Consider the following 16,135-nt stretch of genomic DNA (forward strand, 5'->3'; position numbering starts at 1 on the left):
AATCTCTCGGTGACGTGCATTTTTCATTATCTCGTCCAGTTTATAGCCAGCTACCAGCAGGCACGACTCAAAACTTTTCGCTCCAACATTAGTCGTTTTCACTCATAGAAAAAGGTGCTAGTGTGCAAAGAATCGATGAAAACCGGAGCGTCTGCGTATGAGCTTTGAAAGTGCTGTTACCTTTTTTATCGCAATGTTGATCTTCAGCGTTACACCCGGCCCTGGTGTCTTTGCTATTATCGCTCGCGCAATGGTTTCAGGAGCTCGGAATTGTATTGCTCTTTCTGCGGGAATGGTTGTTAGTGATGTGATCTACTTTCTTCTTGCTTGTTTCGGCCTTGCCGCTATCGCCGAAAACTGGGCAACATTGTTTGTCGCAATCCGATACGTTGGCGCCGCTTACTTAATCTATTTAGGTTACAAGATGATCAAAGCGCTCCCTCAAGCAAGTGAAGCGCTTGAACAAGGTGCAGAAATTAATAAACAATCTAGTTTATCCGGCTTTGTACAAGGTTTTCTCATTTCAGCCTCCAACCCTAAAGTGATTTTGTTCTACATTTCATTCTTGCCAACATTTATGGATCTCACCTCTCTAAGCAGCCAAGATATTACCCTTGCCGTTGTGCTCACAATGGTGGCTTTGATGACTGGATTGATGAGTGTCGCAATAGGAGCAGGTAGGTTAGCCAAAGTGATCAAGACGCCGAAAGCGCAACAAAAGCTCAATCGAGGAGCGGGCGGTATTATGATTGCTGCCGGAACTTATCTAGCCATTAATAAGTAAGTTCACCTAACTAATTTGACTTTACCCAAGGGTGGCGCTAGTCACCCTTATTCTAACTCACCCAGTCTAGATACCATGCTAAACAATACACTCAATCAAATCCCTGTAGGGGTTCGCTTCATGCTTCTTTCCGCACTAGGCTTTGCTCTAATGTCTGCGTGTGTAAAGTACGTCAGTAATCATGGTATTCCCGTATTTGAAATTGTCGCGGCGCGGGCTCTAGTTTCTTTGGTCATTAGCTATCTAGATGTCAAACGCAAAAGGATCTCGGTTTGGGGTAATAACAGACCTTTGCTTTTAGTCAGGGGAACCGTTGGCACCGTGGCATTGATGTGCGTTTACTATGCGGTCACAACGCTTCCGCTTGCTGAGGCAACCATCTTACAGTACGTCCACCCTGTGTTTACCGCCTTACTCGGCGTCTTGTTCTTGAAAGAGCGTATTCAGTCCTCAACGATGATCTGTATTGCCTTCTGCTTGGCCGGATTGTGGGTTATGGTTCAGCCCACCATGAGTGGTGGACAAAGCTCAGATTTACCACTATTTAGTGTCGTCACGGCATTACTTGGGGCTTTCGGCAGTTCAATTGCATACGTGATTGTCAGAAAGCTAAGCCAAACTGAAGACAGCTCCGTCATCATTTTTTACTTTCCGCTCGTCGCCCTGCCCACTTCCCTATTCTTAGTATGGAACGAGTTTGTCTGGCCAAGCTTACCACTCACATTCATTTTGGTACTGGTCGGAATTTTTACCCAAGTCGGACAGTATGGTCTAACCAAAGCGATGCAAACCCAAGCAGCAGGAAAAGCGTCAGCCTACTCTTACATCCAAATCGTGTTTTCCGCATTACTTGGCGTATGGCTATTTAACGAAGTTCCTTCCGTTTGGACTTATTTGGGGGGAAGTTTGATCGTGACTGGAGCATTGGTTAACGTCTTCGGTAAACGGCTACTGAAGCCATTGACGTCAAACCGATAAAATCAACATGTTGCTCATGGTTCAACAGCTTTTTGCTTATGCTAGGTAAATATTTGCTCAGCTAACTTAACTAAAAAACATAAGTCATTGTTTTATATAAAATATCAAAACAGGCATAACAATTGCCCTTTAGTAAACACATTCACATGTTAATCAAACACACTAAAGGAAAGGATTGTTATGCCAACTCCATGTTATATCTCAATTGACGGCGAAACTCAGGGTCTAATTACTGCTGGCGCATGTACTGCTGATTCTATCGGTGATTCTTATGTAGAAGGTCACGAAGATGAGATGCTAGTTCAAAAGTTCGACCACGTTGTAACTGTACCAACTGATCCTCAATCTGGTCAGCCTTCTGGTCAACGTGTTCACAAGCCATTCCAGTTTACTGTTTCACTAAACAAAGCCGTTCCTCTACTTTACAACGCGCTATCTTCTGGTGAAAAGATGAAGACTGTGGAACTAAAATGGTACCGCACGTCTATTGAAGGCAAGCAAGAAAACTTCTTCACTACAAAACTAGAAAACGCATCTATCGTAGACATTCAATGTGAAATGCCACACTGTCAAGATCCTGCGATGTCTGACTTCACTCAAAACCTAACTGTATCAATGTCTTACCGCAAGATCACTTGGGATCACGTTAACGCTGGTACTTCTGGTTCTGACGACTGGCGTAAGCCTGTAGAAGCGTAAGGTTACGCTCTTCGTTAGCCCACCGGAAGGTGGGCTACTTATAACCCTAATCAAGACATAGTCACGACTGTTTCTTGGTTAGGGTTTTAACGACTATGTAGGACCAGATTTATGACCACTCTCAACTTCACACTTACTGTCGAAGGGCTTGAATCCAATACCTTTGTTGTCAGGGAGTTTAAAGGGCAAGAGTCTATCTCCCAACTTGAATACGATCAGGGGAAGCTTTGCAACGGTTACAACTTTGATGTTCAACTAGCGAGCCGAAGCGCAAGAGTTTCCGCCGAAGATGTCGTCGACAAGTCTGTCGAACTCAGCATCTATCGCAACCATGAGCAAGTTCAGACAATATCTGGCATCGTACGTTCGTTTAGTAAGGGAGATACAGGTCATCATCACACTTTCTATGCATTAACGCTTGTGCCTGCATTAGAGAGGCTTTCACTAAGACACAACAGCCGCATATTTCAGTTGAAAACGGTTCCTGAAATCATTTCTATCCTTCTAAAAGAAATGGATATTGAGGATTACGCCTTTTCACTTCAGCGCGAATACGTGCAACGAGAATTTTGCGTTCAATACCGTGAAACAGACTTAGACTTCCTCCATCGACTCGCGGCTGAAGAAGGATTAATCTATAGCTTCTCTTTCGAAAAAAATAAACACACCGTCATTTTCAGTGATGCAAGTGCCAATCTATCAAGCCTTCCATCACGTATACCCTACAACACGCTAAGCGGTGGTCAAGCAGATACCTGTTACGTTTCCGCTTTCAATGCTGTTACAACCTCTCAACCGAGCCAAAGCGCTCTAAAAGATTACAGCTTCAAGCAGCCAGCGTATGACTTTCAGCAAGATGTTTCAGGCACCGATCTTGATTATCAGCGCCAAGATTACGAACACTTTGATGCTCCTGGTCGATTTAAATCCGATCAAGCTGGCAACTCAATCAACCAAGTTCGATTAGAGTATCTAAGACGAGATTCGCATGTGGCTATCGGGAACAGTGACGCTCCTTACCTACAAGCCGGCATCAAATTCAGCTTAGACGAGCACCTAGACAAAGAGCTAAATAGAGAATGGTTAGTTGTCTCTGTACAACATCAAGGTACGCAGCCTCAAGCCCTAGAGGAAGAAGCGGGGGCGGGCGCAACCACCTACTCCAATAAGTTTAAGGTCATCCCTAGTCAATATAACTGGCAACCTGAGCCATCGTTAAAACCACTCATTAGTGGTCCTATGATTGCGCTCGTGGTTGGTCCTGAAGGGGAAGAGATCTACTGCGATGAGTTTGGCCGAGTTAAAATTCAATTTCCGTGGGATCGATACTCACAAGGAGATGAGCATAGCTCTTGCTGGGTTCGCGTATCACAAGGTTGGGCAGGCAGCCAGTATGGTATAATGGCGATTCCCCGCATAGGACATGAAGTAATTGTCGAGTTCCTTAATGGCGATCCCGATCAGCCCATTATTACAGGCAGAGCATATCACGCAACCAATACCCCACCCTACTCGCTTCCGGAGCATAAAACCAAAACCGTGTTACGCAGCGAAACACATCAGGGCGAAGGTTACAACGAACTCAGTTTCGAAGATCAAAGTCAGAACGAACAGATATTTATCCACGCTCAAAAAGACTGGGATTCAGAAATCAACAACGACCACACCGAACATGTAAAGCATGACCAGCATGTTGTTATCGAGAATGACGAGTTCGAACGCGTTCAAAACAATACAAATCAGACCGTTGAAGGAGAGAGCCGTAGTCAAGTAACCCAAGATAAAACACTTATCGTGGAAGGTTCACTGCATGTGAAAACTGGAAGTGTTTGGGTAAATGACTCTGGCTCGGAGGTTCACGTCAAAGCTGGCAACAAGGTTGTGATTGAAGCAGGTAGCGAGATTACACTAAAAGCAGCAGGAAGCTTCCTTAAAGTCGATCCTGCAGGGGTTCACCTAGTAGGGGCAGGCGTCAACTTGAACTCAGGTGGTAGCGCAGGAAGCGGCAGTGGTTATTCTGGTCAAGTCGCCGAGCTACCTAATACCTTAACCAATGAAATCGTTGTCGGAGAGCTAGAAAAGAACAGTGTTACAGCCAGCCAACAAAACGCGAACTCTAATGTGATTACTGAGTTTAGTGCACCTGATGAGCAAACATCGCCACTGGTTAGCCCGCAGTCCTATTCAATGATGGTCGAAAACGGTTCGCTAGTTAAAGAACTCTGCCAATGTAACGAAGGTGGTAAATGTCAGATACACAACTAGATCAGCGATGGCGGATAGACGAAATTCCGAAGCCCGTTGAGCAGAAAGCTCATAATCTTTACGCGATTATCGAGCCAGCAATTTGGCCGGAATGGCACGCAGAACTTTTCGCTGACAATCAAACTCCGATTTATGTTCCTTTATTTGAAGGTACCCCGTTTAACAACATTGATAATGGCCCTGTTGTGTTATGTGTCAGCAAAAAATCAAACATGCTGAAACTCATAACAACCAAACTAGAAAGTTCGCCTTGCGGCAGCCTATTCCAATCAAGCTCCAATACAAAAAAGGATGATCTCCTGACAACTCTTAGAAATGCTTTAATTGTCAATACAGAACGCTCTTCGGCACTAATGCGTTACTTTGAACCAAGAACCCTTCTCCCTCTCGTTTCAACCATGACAGATGCGGAACGGAGCTCAGTCTTTAGACATATATCTCAAATCCAATGGTTCGAGAGACAATGGTTCTCAGTCAGAATCTCTACAAGTCAAGAGCTTTCAGAACACCACGCGTGGTCATTAACACCAGAGCATATATCAACCATGCAATCAATACTCACGCAATGGAATGGAGCTGCGTAACCATGCCAAGCTACAAAATTCAACCCGGCGATTCTCTACTACAAATTGCGATCGATCAACGAGTAGAGTACGTAGATATTCTTGCGCTTAACCCTCAGTATCAAAGCAACCCTGACTATATTCGTGCGGGAGATAATATCCACCTGCCCACAATAGAAAAGGTCGAAGAAGTAAAGCCCGACTTCTCTATTGAACCACCAAGCAATGCTATTGAACCGAAACCTTCTGGCGAAATAGTTTGCCAAAGCGAGTGCAAGACGAAACAGCTGTTTGATGTCCTATTTGTAACTGGTGATGCTCCTGCAGACTACTACTGTTTAACTGAAGAACATCAATCAAAACTCAAAGACGAGATCAAGTACACTGATCAGTTAATGCAAGGATACAAAGAGCTACTAGAAAACGCACCGAAAGAAGAAGAAGCTACAGCAAAAAAAATGCAGGAGCATGCTCTGAAAAAGAAGGCATGGCTCGAGCAGTGCATCTACGCGGGAGCAATAGCAGCTCAAGAACCTGCGTCTAATACAGGCGTAGCTACACAGCCTACAAACAACGCACCAATAACTCAGCATTACATCGGAAGTAAAATTACAGAGCTTGAAAAGCGTCGTGTTGTTGTAAAGAACTATGTTCCATTTTTTTCAGAACAATCGGCACTCACCGTGCGCGATAAAGTTATTGAAAGAATTGAAAACGAAATTTCCGACTTGAAGAAGCTTGTAAATAAACCATCCACTCCCGAGTCTTCTAGTAAGCAAGGTATCAACCCTAATCAGTTTGATGCTAAAACCTTTGAGCGAAGACCTGCACGTAGACACGTAGTTGAGGTGTGGCTCGCTAGCGAAAACCGTTTAGTTTACCTACGAGCAGAGTTTTTCGAGACAGCCAAAAACAATTGGATCAGAAACCCTGAAAAGACCGAAGTAACCAAAGCACTTGAGGCACGCGATTGGCAAGGTTTAAAACAGGCTATTAAGACAGATATTACCAAAGGTATTGGCGATGACTTTAACGCTGGCAAGCTAGAATCGGTGTTTGCCAACTGGAAAGTGGACGGCTGGAAAGCCCATGAGTGGAAGGCTACCCAAAAGCTCTACGATGACAATGGCGAAGTATTGTTTGCGGCAACCGAAGAGGCGCAACTGCTGCGCTTCGCCGCACAAGCGAGCGTAAAAAGTACCATAGAACCGTCCAATGGAAAGATAGATCTTGGCATTGGTGCAGAGGCGAGTTTTGCTCTGGCTGAAGGTGCGGTTGGGCTTAATTGCTATTTACCCTATGAAAGTGGTTATACGCTCGAGCTTAGCTATCTTGACGCTAACAAACAGCAAGCCGTTTATCCTTTTGGACACTTTAGGGCGAAAGTCAGCTTGATGCTCAGCTGTTTTGTTGGCGCTATGACCAACGGTCGCCTAGAAATCAGTAATCAACCCAGCGAAAACCCTGGCCACCAAGTACTTCTCTCCCCAACCATTAGGATGGGGACTAGTACTTCTGGTGGCGTCGGCGTGAAAGGCGATATCTTTGGTGGCGCTCAAATTGGAGGTCAGGTTGAAGGCGGTCTGGAATGGAAGGCGCCACCGGATATCAAACTCGACAAGGTGTTTGACTTCGCAACCTTAGCCAAAGTGGGTGCTAATGGCAATATCGCCGTTGGCGCCGGAGCAGGCTGGGACTTTCAGTTAGCGATAGACAGGGGACAATTCGTTTTTTACTGTTCTGGTCGTCTGGTGTTTGGCCCAGGCGCCAGCGGTGGGTTTGGTACTACCATTGATTTTGAGCAGTTATGGCAGCTTGCTGTGATTTTGTTTAAAGGCTTAAAAGCGACGGATTATCGCTTGTTGGATAATCTTGATGACGATGTATATCGTCACTTTATGCGCTCGAGCTATATGGCTTTTGCCAGTGATGTGATTACCAATCCAGAAGAGGCACTGAAACAGGCGGTAATGAACACCAGCCAATCTATCAATGATTGGTGGAAAGAGCGAACACGTTTATGGCAGATAGAATCCGAAAAGGAAAAAGAAGCCTTTCGCCTCGCAAGGCGTATTGTCACCAAGTACAGCGATGTGACGGGCGAAGTACCGTTTGAAGAATTGCTGCCTGAAACCGTCGGCATTATGCTCAATACCTTAGTAACAACGTTCTATTTTTCGTGGGAAGAGAAGCAAGAGACGGCGATTTATATCCTATTGCTTGGTGCGGTCAAAACGTGGCGACGCTTTGAAGAAGTCATCACTCGCATGAATGCCACCGGAGAAAAGCCGTCAGGCGGTAAACAAGCAGAGGACAAAGCACTATTTGACAATCTGGCGCGGATTAACACTATTTTAGATGGCGAGCAGCAGACAAGCTTTAACAACTGGGTGTTAACACTGGCGCAAGTCAATGAAATTAATGAGAGTAACTTTGCTCAAATGCGCCCGTTTACGCCGCGTTCAGGCTGGAGTTGGAGCCAGAAAAGAGACAGAGTCGAACGCCAGATAGCGCGCCTAAACAAAAACAATGGCTACTATATTTAGTCACAGCGACCGCCGCACGGCGGTCACATTCTCCCCTAATAAGGGCGTTCCGTACTTTGGACAGCGCATCGAAAACCTGATCTATTTGAGAGGTTGTCACTTTTTATCGGATCAAATGCGCGGGCTACCGTGACCATATTTAACCCACCTCGAACCACTTTATACTCTCCTGATTCAGGCCCTTGTGGATCGAGTTTCGGTGACACATTATAATAATCTTTTGCATACCAATCACTGACCCATTCCTCGGCATTGTTGGACATATCGTAGATTCCAAGTGGATTAGGCTCGAAGGTTCCAACTGGCTTCAAATCACCATCAATATTGGTGGATTCAGCAGTAAATTCCTCATAGCCACCCGACTCTGGATTATAGTAACCTCTATTTATGTACTGCTTAAAACCATTATTGGTCGCATAATAGAGTTTTTGACCGCGACTGCGCGCGGCGTACTCCCACTGTGCCTCTGTCGGTAAGTCCACGGGTAAAGCTGTTAATTGCCCCAGCCATTGACAATAGTTTTTCGCATCCTGCCAGTTAACTTTCATTGCTGCCTCTTTGACAAAACCAGACAATAGAGTGTCATAAACCTCAGAGTTACGCTCAAGATATGTTCCCTCATATTTGAACTGTTCAAACGGCCTTTTCAAGGCCTGCAAGTATATGTCGTAATCCAAGGCTTCCGCCTCATACTTCGACAGCGAATAACTGCTTAACGTGACCTCATGTTGGATATCCGCGCCTCGATTAACGATCTCTACAGCACTGTAACAGCTGGCTTCTGGTGTCCAGACAGGGCGATTAAGGTCTGCATTCATGCACGGCATACGGAAATCGCCCATGATAAAACTGCCACCTTCGACGAACACCATATTTTCAATCGACTTAACCGCAACCTTAGCGATGTTTTGTTTTAACTCACTATCAGCATCAGGGTATTGCTTATTCACGTTGCTGATGATGGTTGCAACTTGCTCTTTGCTAAGAACACTACTGGAGACGTCAATATCGGTGTTACATGCAGCTAACATGGGTAAAAAGCCGAGAACACCTAGCCATTTATTATTCATTGTGGATCCTCTTGATTTTAGAGGAACATTTTATACGCTAGCGTTCTCAATTTATAGCCAAACACAGTCCTATGTGATGTTAATTCCTTTGTTTGAAAGTTAAGGCCTATCAGGACTGATGGACGTTTCGAACTAACAAAAACTTGTTACGTAGGTGCCCCTTTGCTACAACGTTGGTATACGCAACTTTAACCAATATCCAGTTTTGAGAATAGTCAATAGAGGGATGCCAGCAGCATAGGCTCCTGGCTTTCGAACTGGCAAGCTTAACCTTCTTAGTCGATTGGAAGATGCATTACCGAAACCAAGATTACTAAACGCAAAAAGCCCGCTGAAATCAGCGGGCTTTTTAAATGTGGCGGAGAGATAGGGATTTGAACCCTAGATACGCTATTAACGTATGCCGGTTTTCAAGACCGGTGCTTTCAACCACTCAGCCATCTCTCCATTGCGGTGCGTATATTAGGTACTGCCTTATTGCTTGTAAAGTATTAATTCACCTTCTATGTTTCAAGTGTTGATAATCTATACAAGCATTTCACACATTTTCGTGATTTTAAGCGCACTGAATGAACGATTTATGGGTTAAGTACTCTAAATCATTAATGATAATAAAATAGTGTTTTATTTATATGTCACTGATATTAAAAAGAAATATCACTTTGATGCAACACGTGTACGCCCGAAAGTGATTGCACAATAGTGTGAACTAATTCAAAATTACGGAATTAACTGAGTAACATCGTCTATATCAGAGGTTTTTATGAAAGTCGCTGACTTATTTAAACATCGTGGTGAAACAATTACTAAGCAGCATTCTGAGTTTATGCAGTGGATGACTCCAACTGTAAAAGAGTACTGGGGAGAGATTGTTAACAAGGCTCATAACCGCCACCTGTTTACTCGTCTGCGTGATTTTCAGGCTCCTGCTGTTAATGATGAAGTTCAGCCTCTGGTTCAGCAGCCAAAGCCTATTGAGTTAAAGCCTGAAGCGCAAAAACTCTATCTAGAGCTGCAAGCAAAACTAGGTGAAGTGATCCATACTGGTGAGTGGTTAGACGTTTCTCAAGAACGAATTAACCAGTTTGGGCAAGTGACTGAAGACATGCAGTGGATCCATACCGATCCTGAGCGCGCAGAAGCAGAGTCTCCTTTCAAAACCACTATTGCTCACGGCTTCCTGACGTTAGCTTTATTACCAAAGCTGACTGATAGCGTTGATCCTGACAACAACCTATTCCCTACAGCGAAGATGGTCGTCAACATTGGCTTAAACCAAGTACGCTTCCCTTACCCTGTTAAGGCAGATAGCAAAGTACGTGCGGTAAGCACTTTGTCTAAGGTAACGCCAATTCGTAAAGGCTTGGAAATCGAACGTGAAATCAAAGTAGAGATTGAAGGCGTTCGCCGTCCGGGTGCAGTGGTCACATCTGTAATTCAATTGCACTTCTAATCGATACACCGCCTTTAAAAGAAAAGGATACCTGTGGGTATCCTTTTTTTGTTTTACACAATCTCGATTATTTCATCGTATAGCAACACTCTAGTTGATAGTCGTCACCATTTTTAGCGGTGTACTCTTTTTCTTCGGTACAAGCTCTTGGCTTACCTTTTTCGTCGCCTTTTACTAGGCTAATCCAGTGGCGCATCGCCGACATTTCCGCCATTTCTTGCGGGAAGGTAGTACAAGTCTCTAATTGAATATCTTCGATATCTATCAGTTCAATACAACCCGTACCTTTATGGTTGCCAAAGGTCACCTCTACGTGGCTTCCTGTGCCATCTCTAAACAGAATTGACGTTGGGTCTTCTTTTTCGCCCATGTAAGCAACAAAGTGTTTTGGATGCTTAAGGCCGCTATGGCTGCCGTCTTTGAAGTAAGCCATTACATGGCGGTAATCGATAACATAAGCGGTAACTTCTTTATGAGAGCCGTTCTCTAGAGGGAACAAGCGATCAAGTAGCTGCTTAGCTTTTACTTGCTTCTCACTGGCTTGGTTTGCATTGATGGTTTCTACCGCGAAGACTGCTTCAGCGATAAATGGCTTATTTTGTTTTTGGATTTCAGTCTTATCGAATGTCAGCATGTTCATAGCGTTTCCCTCGCGGATATTTCACAACTTTTATGTCCTAGAGCAAAAATTCCAAACTGGCGTTTAATTGATTTGCGAATTTGTGACTTTGCTTACTTTGTATACTAGTGAATTTTTGACTACAATTTCACAACAAAAATTTTACAATGTGAATTTTACAAAATGCCAGTGTCAAAAAGCCTTATTCGCCAATCCCATTTTTTAGGTACTAAGATAAGAAATCTTAGGAAACGCAACCATTTAACTATGGAGGACCTCTCTGCACGCTGTATACGCGTCAACCCAGAGTATGCCCCTTCTGTCTCTTATCTATCCATGATAGAGCGGGGAAAGCGCGTTCCAAGCATTGATATGCTAGAGGTCATTGCAGAGGTGTTCCAAAAAGATCCAGCTTGGTTTTTGGATGATGAACCAGAGCAAGCAGACATCACTCCTGACAAAGGCAATAGAGGCGGTATCAGTGGTATGGCGCTCGAGCCAAGCTTTTTGTTCTCTAATGATATTCTGCAGATAGCGATACCCGAGATGTTGTCACAAACTGGCATTACTGGCCGCCAGTTTGCACACCTTCTTATTCGAGCTCATCAAGAAAGCAATCAAAACCACTTTCCAGATTTAGAGCGTGCAGCTGAAGAAGTAGGATTGAAAAGACTTAATCTTTCAGCCGAAGATCTGATGGATATTGCACGAAGTTTAGGGCTAACCATTCGCTGGATTTCTCGTCCACCTAAAGATGTCGTGGATGAATTAGGAGTAAGTGCGAAACAGATTGTCACCTCATTCTTTGAGCCTCCCGGTAGCATCTACCTAAATGAAGTTCTTAAACAGTACCCAACACGCCTTAAATACGATCTGGCGGTCTATATAGGCCACTGCGTGTTGCATAGTAAAGAAGGGCTAAAGAGCGTTCTCTCCGTTGGACACGCAAATAGCTGGGAAGAAAATAGCCAAGCCTCTCCTACATCTGAGCTTAATTCCCAAGACATTTTACAAGCATGGAGAGATTTCGAGTCGAGCTTTTTCGCTGGTGCCCTACTGTGCCCTAAAGTTCCTTTTAGGCAGTTACTCGATCGCAGTGGTTATGAAATCGATGTTCACCACAAAGCCGGTGTCTCTCCTTCTGTAGCAATGAGGCGTATGACGGTTGTCTCTCCTTACCCCCACTGGCACTACTTTGATGCTTACGGTCAGAATAAACTCAAAGCTGTATATCGTGGGAATGGTATTCCTCTACCTTGGGGGAACATGAGGAAAGTTAACGATCCTTGTCAGCATTGGGCTGTGTTTAGAAGGCTGTCGGAACCCCAGCAAGGTAGCTCGGCACAGATATCGATATTAAATGTAGGAGATGAGCCAAGGATTTACTGTTGTGAATCAGTCAATATGACTGACCCGGCAGGAAACAATCGTGTTCTTTGTGCTGGTATCGACTTAAACCCAGCTATCGATGCTCAGGGGGGAAATTCGATTGAACTGGCAGAAGAGCTTAAATCTTTATGTGTGAGTAATGGAGGCAGCGCCGCTATACCTCGCTACATGCAGAAAGAGTTTACGACCATTGCCAAAATTCTCAACATCAACTGGATCGAACGCGGAATACAAACCGATGCAAGAGTTATCTGTTCACGTGGGGCAGTGTGTCCTCGTAAACCAAGTTGTTACAACGGTTGCCAGGAGGCTTAGATTCAATCATAAATTTACCTAGCCCGAAAAGAAAAAAAGCCAATCACAACAATCGTGATTGGCTACATATAAGTGTGAACAAATTAGGTTCACTAACAACGTCAGTTGGCTAGGTGACCCTCGGCTTAAGAAGGGTCACTAGTAATAAAGCATTTACCGTGCCAACTTTAAAAAACACTCAAAACCCTCATTTGTGGCTAATTAATAACCTATTTCACAAAAACCATGCGCATAAGGAGTTTTCATTTTGCAATTATGTGCATTATAAAAAACATCAAGCTTGCAAAATGCAATTATATACTCTCGCCCATTTCGATTTGGTAGCCAAGATCTATACATTCTTCCCATGGTGTTTTCCCTTTCAGCCTGTCTATAAGCTGAGTAGCCGCGACACGTCCAATCTCCTCACGCGGTGTCACCACAGTCGCAAGTTTAGGAATCATCGCTTGACTGATGTCGTGACCATGGAAACCTGCAATCGCCATTTGCTCTGGAACCAGAATGCCTCTTCTTTGGCATTCATAAAGCGCCCCGATGGCTAAATCATCGTTCGTACACACTATGCCTTCGACCTCAGGATGGCGTTCTTTAAGCTCTCCCAGCAACTTAGCTCCAAGGGTAAATGAAGAAGCTTCTTCCGTTTGCAAGCTGATAGGTTCAAAACCTGCACTCTCCATTGCATTTTGATAGCCCTGCATTTTTAGCCGAGTCCGTTCATCCATTCGCGCAGCAAAGTATGCAATCCGTTTGCGCCCTTTGGCCAAAATGGCCTCTGTCATCGCTTGTGATGCTTTTGCATTATCGAAGCCGACGGCTTGTTCAATCCGAGGAGAAAAGCAGTCCATTATCTCTACGATGGGTATTGAAGCGGTTTCAAGCATCTTGCGTGCTTTGTCTGTGTGGAAGTTTTCAGACAAGATGATTGCATCCACGTTATAGGACAGTAATGAAGCAATGCTTTTTTCTTCAAGCTCTGCGCTATAGCCATAGTGAGCAATCATAGTTTGATAGCCCGCTGGAGTAGTGACAGATTCAATACCTCGCATTACTTCAGCAAAAACTTGGTTGGTTAAAGAAGGCACCAAGACACCAATAGCATTCGATTTGGCATTTGACAGTATGTCTGGTGCTCGGTTTGGAATATATCCGAGCTCTTCTACTGCTTGATTAATTTTATCTTTGATTGCTTCAGACACTTGGGAAGGATCTCGTAAGCAACGACTCACTGTCATCTTCGTCACTCCGACCCTGTCGGCAATATCTTGAAGCGTTGGTCTTTTTTTCTTATTCGCCATGAAGTGTTACTTTGCGTTGTTCTGATTTTGTTACTGGTAACATAGTACCGAGTATTTAATTCTATTTTATTGTTGAACCTAACAAAAAAGCGCTCACATTAGTGTGAGCGCCCTGATTTATACGGAAATCTGTTGTTTTTGCTCGCTGCTCCAAGTCAAATGGTAGCGAGATTCCTCTGACTCATCGATTCTCGCATAACTGTGAGAACCAAAGTAATCTCGCTGGGCTTGGAGCAAATTCGCAGGCACTATCGCGCTGCGCAGTCCATCAAAATAGCTCAGCGCTGAGCTCATCGCTGGTACTGGTACTCCAGTTAGCGCTGATTTTGCAATGCACCCTCGCCAACCAGAAGAGCGCGAGTGTAGCTGTTCAACAAATTTCGGAGCAAGTAACAAATTCTCCAGCTGTTTATTCTCTTGATAAGCTTGCGTGATATCTTGCAAAAAGATTGCTCGGATAATGCATCCCGCTCGCCATATCTTTGCGATATTGGCAAAATCTAATGCCCATTGTTCTTTGCCTGAAGTCGTTTTAAGCAGATCAAAGCCCTGAGCATAAACGGTTAGTTTTGAGCAATAGAGCGCATCATGTAACTCTGCAAGTAACGACTCTTTATCCAACTCATTTTCTGAGTAGAGGTCTGTTTTGAGAACTCTAGAAGCTAAATCGCGAGTCCCTTTTTGGCTACTCTGAGCACGGGCAAATACGGCTTGAGCAATGGTTGGAGCAGGAGCCCCTTGTTGCAAAGCATCCACCGCGGTCCAAAGCCCCGTTCCTTTTTGGCCTGCTTTATCTAGAACAATTTCAACAAACGGTCGCCCTGTCACCGGATCATCCGTGCGCAGTATATCTGCACTGATTTCCATTAAATAGCTATTGAGTACGCCTTGGTTCCACGCCTCAAATACATCGCCAATCTCGTGTGCAGGCATGTTTAACGCGCTCGACATAAAGTGGTACGCCTCACAGATCAGCTGCATATCCGCATACTCAATACCGTTGTGCACCATTTTAACGTAATGCCCTGCCCCTGCTCTTCCTAGATAGGCTGCGCATGCCTCCCCAGATTCAAACTGAGCAACCGGGAGACCTTTTGCATCAACCTTTGCTGCAATCGCCTCCCACATCGGCTTCACATAATTCCACGCTTCGCGGTCTCCACTTGCCATTAATGATGGTCCAGTACGCGCCCCGACTTCACCACCTGAAACAGCGGTACTGAAGAATCGCAACTGCCCCATGAACTGCTGCTCACGACGTTCACTGTCGGTCCATAAACTGTTGCCTGTATCAATAACGATATCTTCACGGCTTAAGCCTGCGCTAAGTAAATCTTCGATGACTGAATCAACGATCTCACCAGCAGGAACAGACAGAGCAATGACTCGCGGGCTCTCTAGGCTTTTCAACAACTCAGTTAAGTTTTCTACGATATGTAGTCGTCCTTTGCTTGGTTGCGTTGCTAGCTGTTCACCTTCCTCATTGGCACATTCACGGTTTTGTTGATTGATATCGAAACCAGTAACATTGAAACCATTATCAAGCAGGTTAAATGCCAGGCTTTTCCCCATCACTCCAAGACCAATCATGGCAATATTTGACTGAATCATGAGTGAGACTCCTCAATCGCCTGCAAAGCTTGTTCAACGACCTCTTCAACTGAATGGCGAATATCAATATGTAGCGCTTCCTCCCATGTTGGCTCTCGAAGTACTTCAAATTGACTCCTCAACATACTTTCACCGTTGAAGTAATGGTTATCGCGTTTTTGATGTCGAGACCAAATGGTGTCGAAATCGCCTTTGAGAAACACGATCACGAGATCCTGGTTATCTAACCTTAAGATGTCGCGGTACTCAGGTTTTAGCGCGGAGCAAGCGATAACCGCAGCTTCATTCTCCACGTAAAGACGATTTAAAGTATGTAACCAACCAATTCGATCTTCATCGGTGAGCGGCGTGCCTTGACGCATTTTATCAACGTTGGCTTGCGGGTGGTAATCATCGCCATCATAAAACGGTAAATTGAGGGACTTCGCAATCTCGCTACCAATCAAGCTCTTACCGCAGCCTGATACTCCCATCACTAATATTTTCTTTGCTTTCATTGGACAATACTATCCTTAGCCTTCAACTCTCACCGAAGGCTGTGTACCAAT

General features: G+C 44.6%; 13 protein-coding genes and 1 tRNA gene. 8 read left to right on the forward strand and 6 right to left on the reverse strand.

Annotated elements, in window-relative coordinates:
* The first annotated feature begins 157 nt into the window (after window positions 1–157).
* The 6 genes from AC6R00_RS05650 to AC6R00_RS05675 all read left to right on the forward strand — a co-directional run bounded on the left by AC6R00_RS05650 (window position 158) and on the right by AC6R00_RS05675 (window position 7,835).
* Complete coding sequence (locus tag AC6R00_RS05650; RefSeq protein WP_004744009.1) at window positions 158–784, forward strand: LysE family translocator; 627 nt, start codon at window positions 158–160, stop codon at window positions 782–784.
* 75 nt (window positions 785–859) lie between these two features.
* Window positions 860–1,762, forward strand: coding sequence for a DMT family transporter (locus AC6R00_RS05655; protein ID WP_367939258.1), 903 nt, complete (start codon window positions 860–862; stop codon window positions 1,760–1,762).
* Between the two features lie 180 nt (window positions 1,763–1,942).
* Window positions 1,943–2,461, forward strand: a complete 519-nt coding sequence (locus tag AC6R00_RS05660; RefSeq protein ID WP_069669095.1) for an Hcp family type VI secretion system effector — start codon at window positions 1,943–1,945, stop codon at window positions 2,459–2,461.
* Window positions 2,462–2,572: 111 nt separating this feature from the next.
* Complete coding sequence (locus AC6R00_RS05665) at window positions 2,573–4,726, forward strand: type VI secretion system Vgr family protein (protein ID WP_500639613.1); 2,154 nt, start codon at window positions 2,573–2,575, stop codon at window positions 4,724–4,726.
* Complete coding sequence (locus AC6R00_RS05670) at window positions 4,708–5,310, forward strand: DUF4123 domain-containing protein (protein WP_500639614.1); 603 nt, start codon at window positions 4,708–4,710, stop codon at window positions 5,308–5,310. The genes AC6R00_RS05665 and AC6R00_RS05670 overlap by 19 nt, the downstream gene beginning before the upstream one ends.
* A 2-nt stretch (window positions 5,311–5,312) precedes the next feature.
* Window positions 5,313–7,835 carry a LysM peptidoglycan-binding domain-containing protein gene (locus AC6R00_RS05675; RefSeq protein WP_500639615.1) on the forward strand — a complete coding sequence of 841 codons (2,523 nt, stop codon included), beginning with the start codon at window positions 5,313–5,315 and terminating at the stop codon, window positions 7,833–7,835.
* A gap of 35 nt (window positions 7,836–7,870) precedes the next feature.
* Here the strand turns inward: AC6R00_RS05675 and AC6R00_RS05680 are convergent, their stop codons facing one another.
* Window positions 7,871–8,905 (reverse strand): formylglycine-generating enzyme family protein, encoded by a 1,035-nt coding sequence (locus tag AC6R00_RS05680; protein WP_500639616.1) that lies wholly within the window; start codon window positions 8,903–8,905, stop codon window positions 7,871–7,873.
* A gap of 356 nt (window positions 8,906–9,261) precedes the next feature.
* Window positions 9,262–9,352 (reverse strand) — tRNA-Ser (locus tag AC6R00_RS05685).
* Between the two features lie 316 nt (window positions 9,353–9,668).
* On the opposite strand from AC6R00_RS05685, the gene AC6R00_RS05690 reads away from it, so the two are divergent.
* On the forward strand, window positions 9,669–10,358 hold the full coding sequence (locus tag AC6R00_RS05690; protein ID WP_500639617.1) for a MaoC family dehydratase: 690 nt from the start codon (window positions 9,669–9,671) through the stop codon (window positions 10,356–10,358).
* A gap of 67 nt (window positions 10,359–10,425) precedes the next feature.
* Here the strand turns inward: AC6R00_RS05690 and AC6R00_RS05695 are convergent, their stop codons facing one another.
* On the reverse strand, window positions 10,426–10,998 hold the full coding sequence (locus AC6R00_RS05695; RefSeq protein WP_500639618.1) for an aldolase/citrate lyase/malate synthase family protein: 573 nt from the start codon (window positions 10,996–10,998) through the stop codon (window positions 10,426–10,428).
* A 162-nt stretch (window positions 10,999–11,160) separates the two neighbouring features.
* Between AC6R00_RS05695 and AC6R00_RS05700 the strand changes: the two genes are divergently transcribed.
* Window positions 11,161–12,681 (forward strand): DUF3612 domain-containing protein, encoded by a 1,521-nt coding sequence (locus AC6R00_RS05700; protein WP_500639619.1) that lies wholly within the window; start codon window positions 11,161–11,163, stop codon window positions 12,679–12,681.
* A gap of 293 nt (window positions 12,682–12,974) precedes the next feature.
* On the opposite strand, the gene gntR is transcribed toward AC6R00_RS05700, so the two are convergent.
* The 3 genes from gntR to AC6R00_RS05715 all read right to left on the reverse strand — a co-directional run bounded on the left by gntR (window position 12,975) and on the right by AC6R00_RS05715 (window position 16,084).
* The gene (gene gntR, locus AC6R00_RS05705; RefSeq protein ID WP_500639620.1) at window positions 12,975–13,976 is read right to left on the reverse strand and encodes a gluconate operon transcriptional repressor GntR; all 1,002 of its coding nucleotides are present in this window, start codon (window positions 13,974–13,976) and stop codon (window positions 12,975–12,977) included.
* 117 nt (window positions 13,977–14,093) lie between these two features.
* On the reverse strand, window positions 14,094–15,587 hold the full coding sequence (gnd, locus tag AC6R00_RS05710) for an NADP-dependent phosphogluconate dehydrogenase (RefSeq protein ID WP_500639621.1): 1,494 nt from the start codon (window positions 15,585–15,587) through the stop codon (window positions 14,094–14,096).
* Window positions 15,584–16,084 (reverse strand): gluconokinase, encoded by a 501-nt coding sequence (locus AC6R00_RS05715; RefSeq protein ID WP_500639622.1) that lies wholly within the window; start codon window positions 16,082–16,084, stop codon window positions 15,584–15,586. Before AC6R00_RS05715 ends, gnd begins: the two co-directional genes overlap by 4 nt.
* Window positions 16,085–16,135: the final 51 nt, after the last annotated feature.

This window comes from Vibrio sp. R10-SF1-ISO8, from assembly GCF_059833805.1.

Coding starts and splice junctions, on each gene's coding strand:
- AC6R00_RS05650 (WP_004744009.1), top strand. CDS start 158: ATGAGCTTTGAAAGTGCTGTTACCTTTTTTATCGCAATGTTGATCTTC.
- AC6R00_RS05655 (WP_367939258.1), top strand. CDS start 860: ATGCTAAACAATACACTCAATCAAATCCCTGTAGGGGTTCGCTTCATG.
- AC6R00_RS05660 (WP_069669095.1), top strand. CDS start 1,943: ATGCCAACTCCATGTTATATCTCAATTGACGGCGAAACTCAGGGTCTA.
- AC6R00_RS05665 (WP_500639613.1), top strand. CDS start 2,573: ATGACCACTCTCAACTTCACACTTACTGTCGAAGGGCTTGAATCCAAT.
- AC6R00_RS05670 (WP_500639614.1), top strand. CDS start 4,708: ATGTCAGATACACAACTAGATCAGCGATGGCGGATAGACGAAATTCCG.
- AC6R00_RS05675 (WP_500639615.1), top strand. CDS start 5,313: ATGCCAAGCTACAAAATTCAACCCGGCGATTCTCTACTACAAATTGCG.
- AC6R00_RS05680 (WP_500639616.1), bottom strand. CDS start 8,905: ATGAATAATAAATGGCTAGGTGTTCTCGGCTTTTTACCCATGTTAGCT.
- AC6R00_RS05690 (WP_500639617.1), top strand. CDS start 9,669: ATGAAAGTCGCTGACTTATTTAAACATCGTGGTGAAACAATTACTAAG.
- AC6R00_RS05695 (WP_500639618.1), bottom strand. CDS start 10,998: ATGAACATGCTGACATTCGATAAGACTGAAATCCAAAAACAAAATAAG.
- AC6R00_RS05700 (WP_500639619.1), top strand. CDS start 11,161: ATGCCAGTGTCAAAAAGCCTTATTCGCCAATCCCATTTTTTAGGTACT.
- gntR (WP_500639620.1), bottom strand. CDS start 13,976: ATGGCGAATAAGAAAAAAAGACCAACGCTTCAAGATATTGCCGACAGG.
- gnd (WP_500639621.1), bottom strand. CDS start 15,587: ATGATTCAGTCAAATATTGCCATGATTGGTCTTGGAGTGATGGGGAAA.
- AC6R00_RS05715 (WP_500639622.1), bottom strand. CDS start 16,084: ATGAAAGCAAAGAAAATATTAGTGATGGGAGTATCAGGCTGCGGTAAG.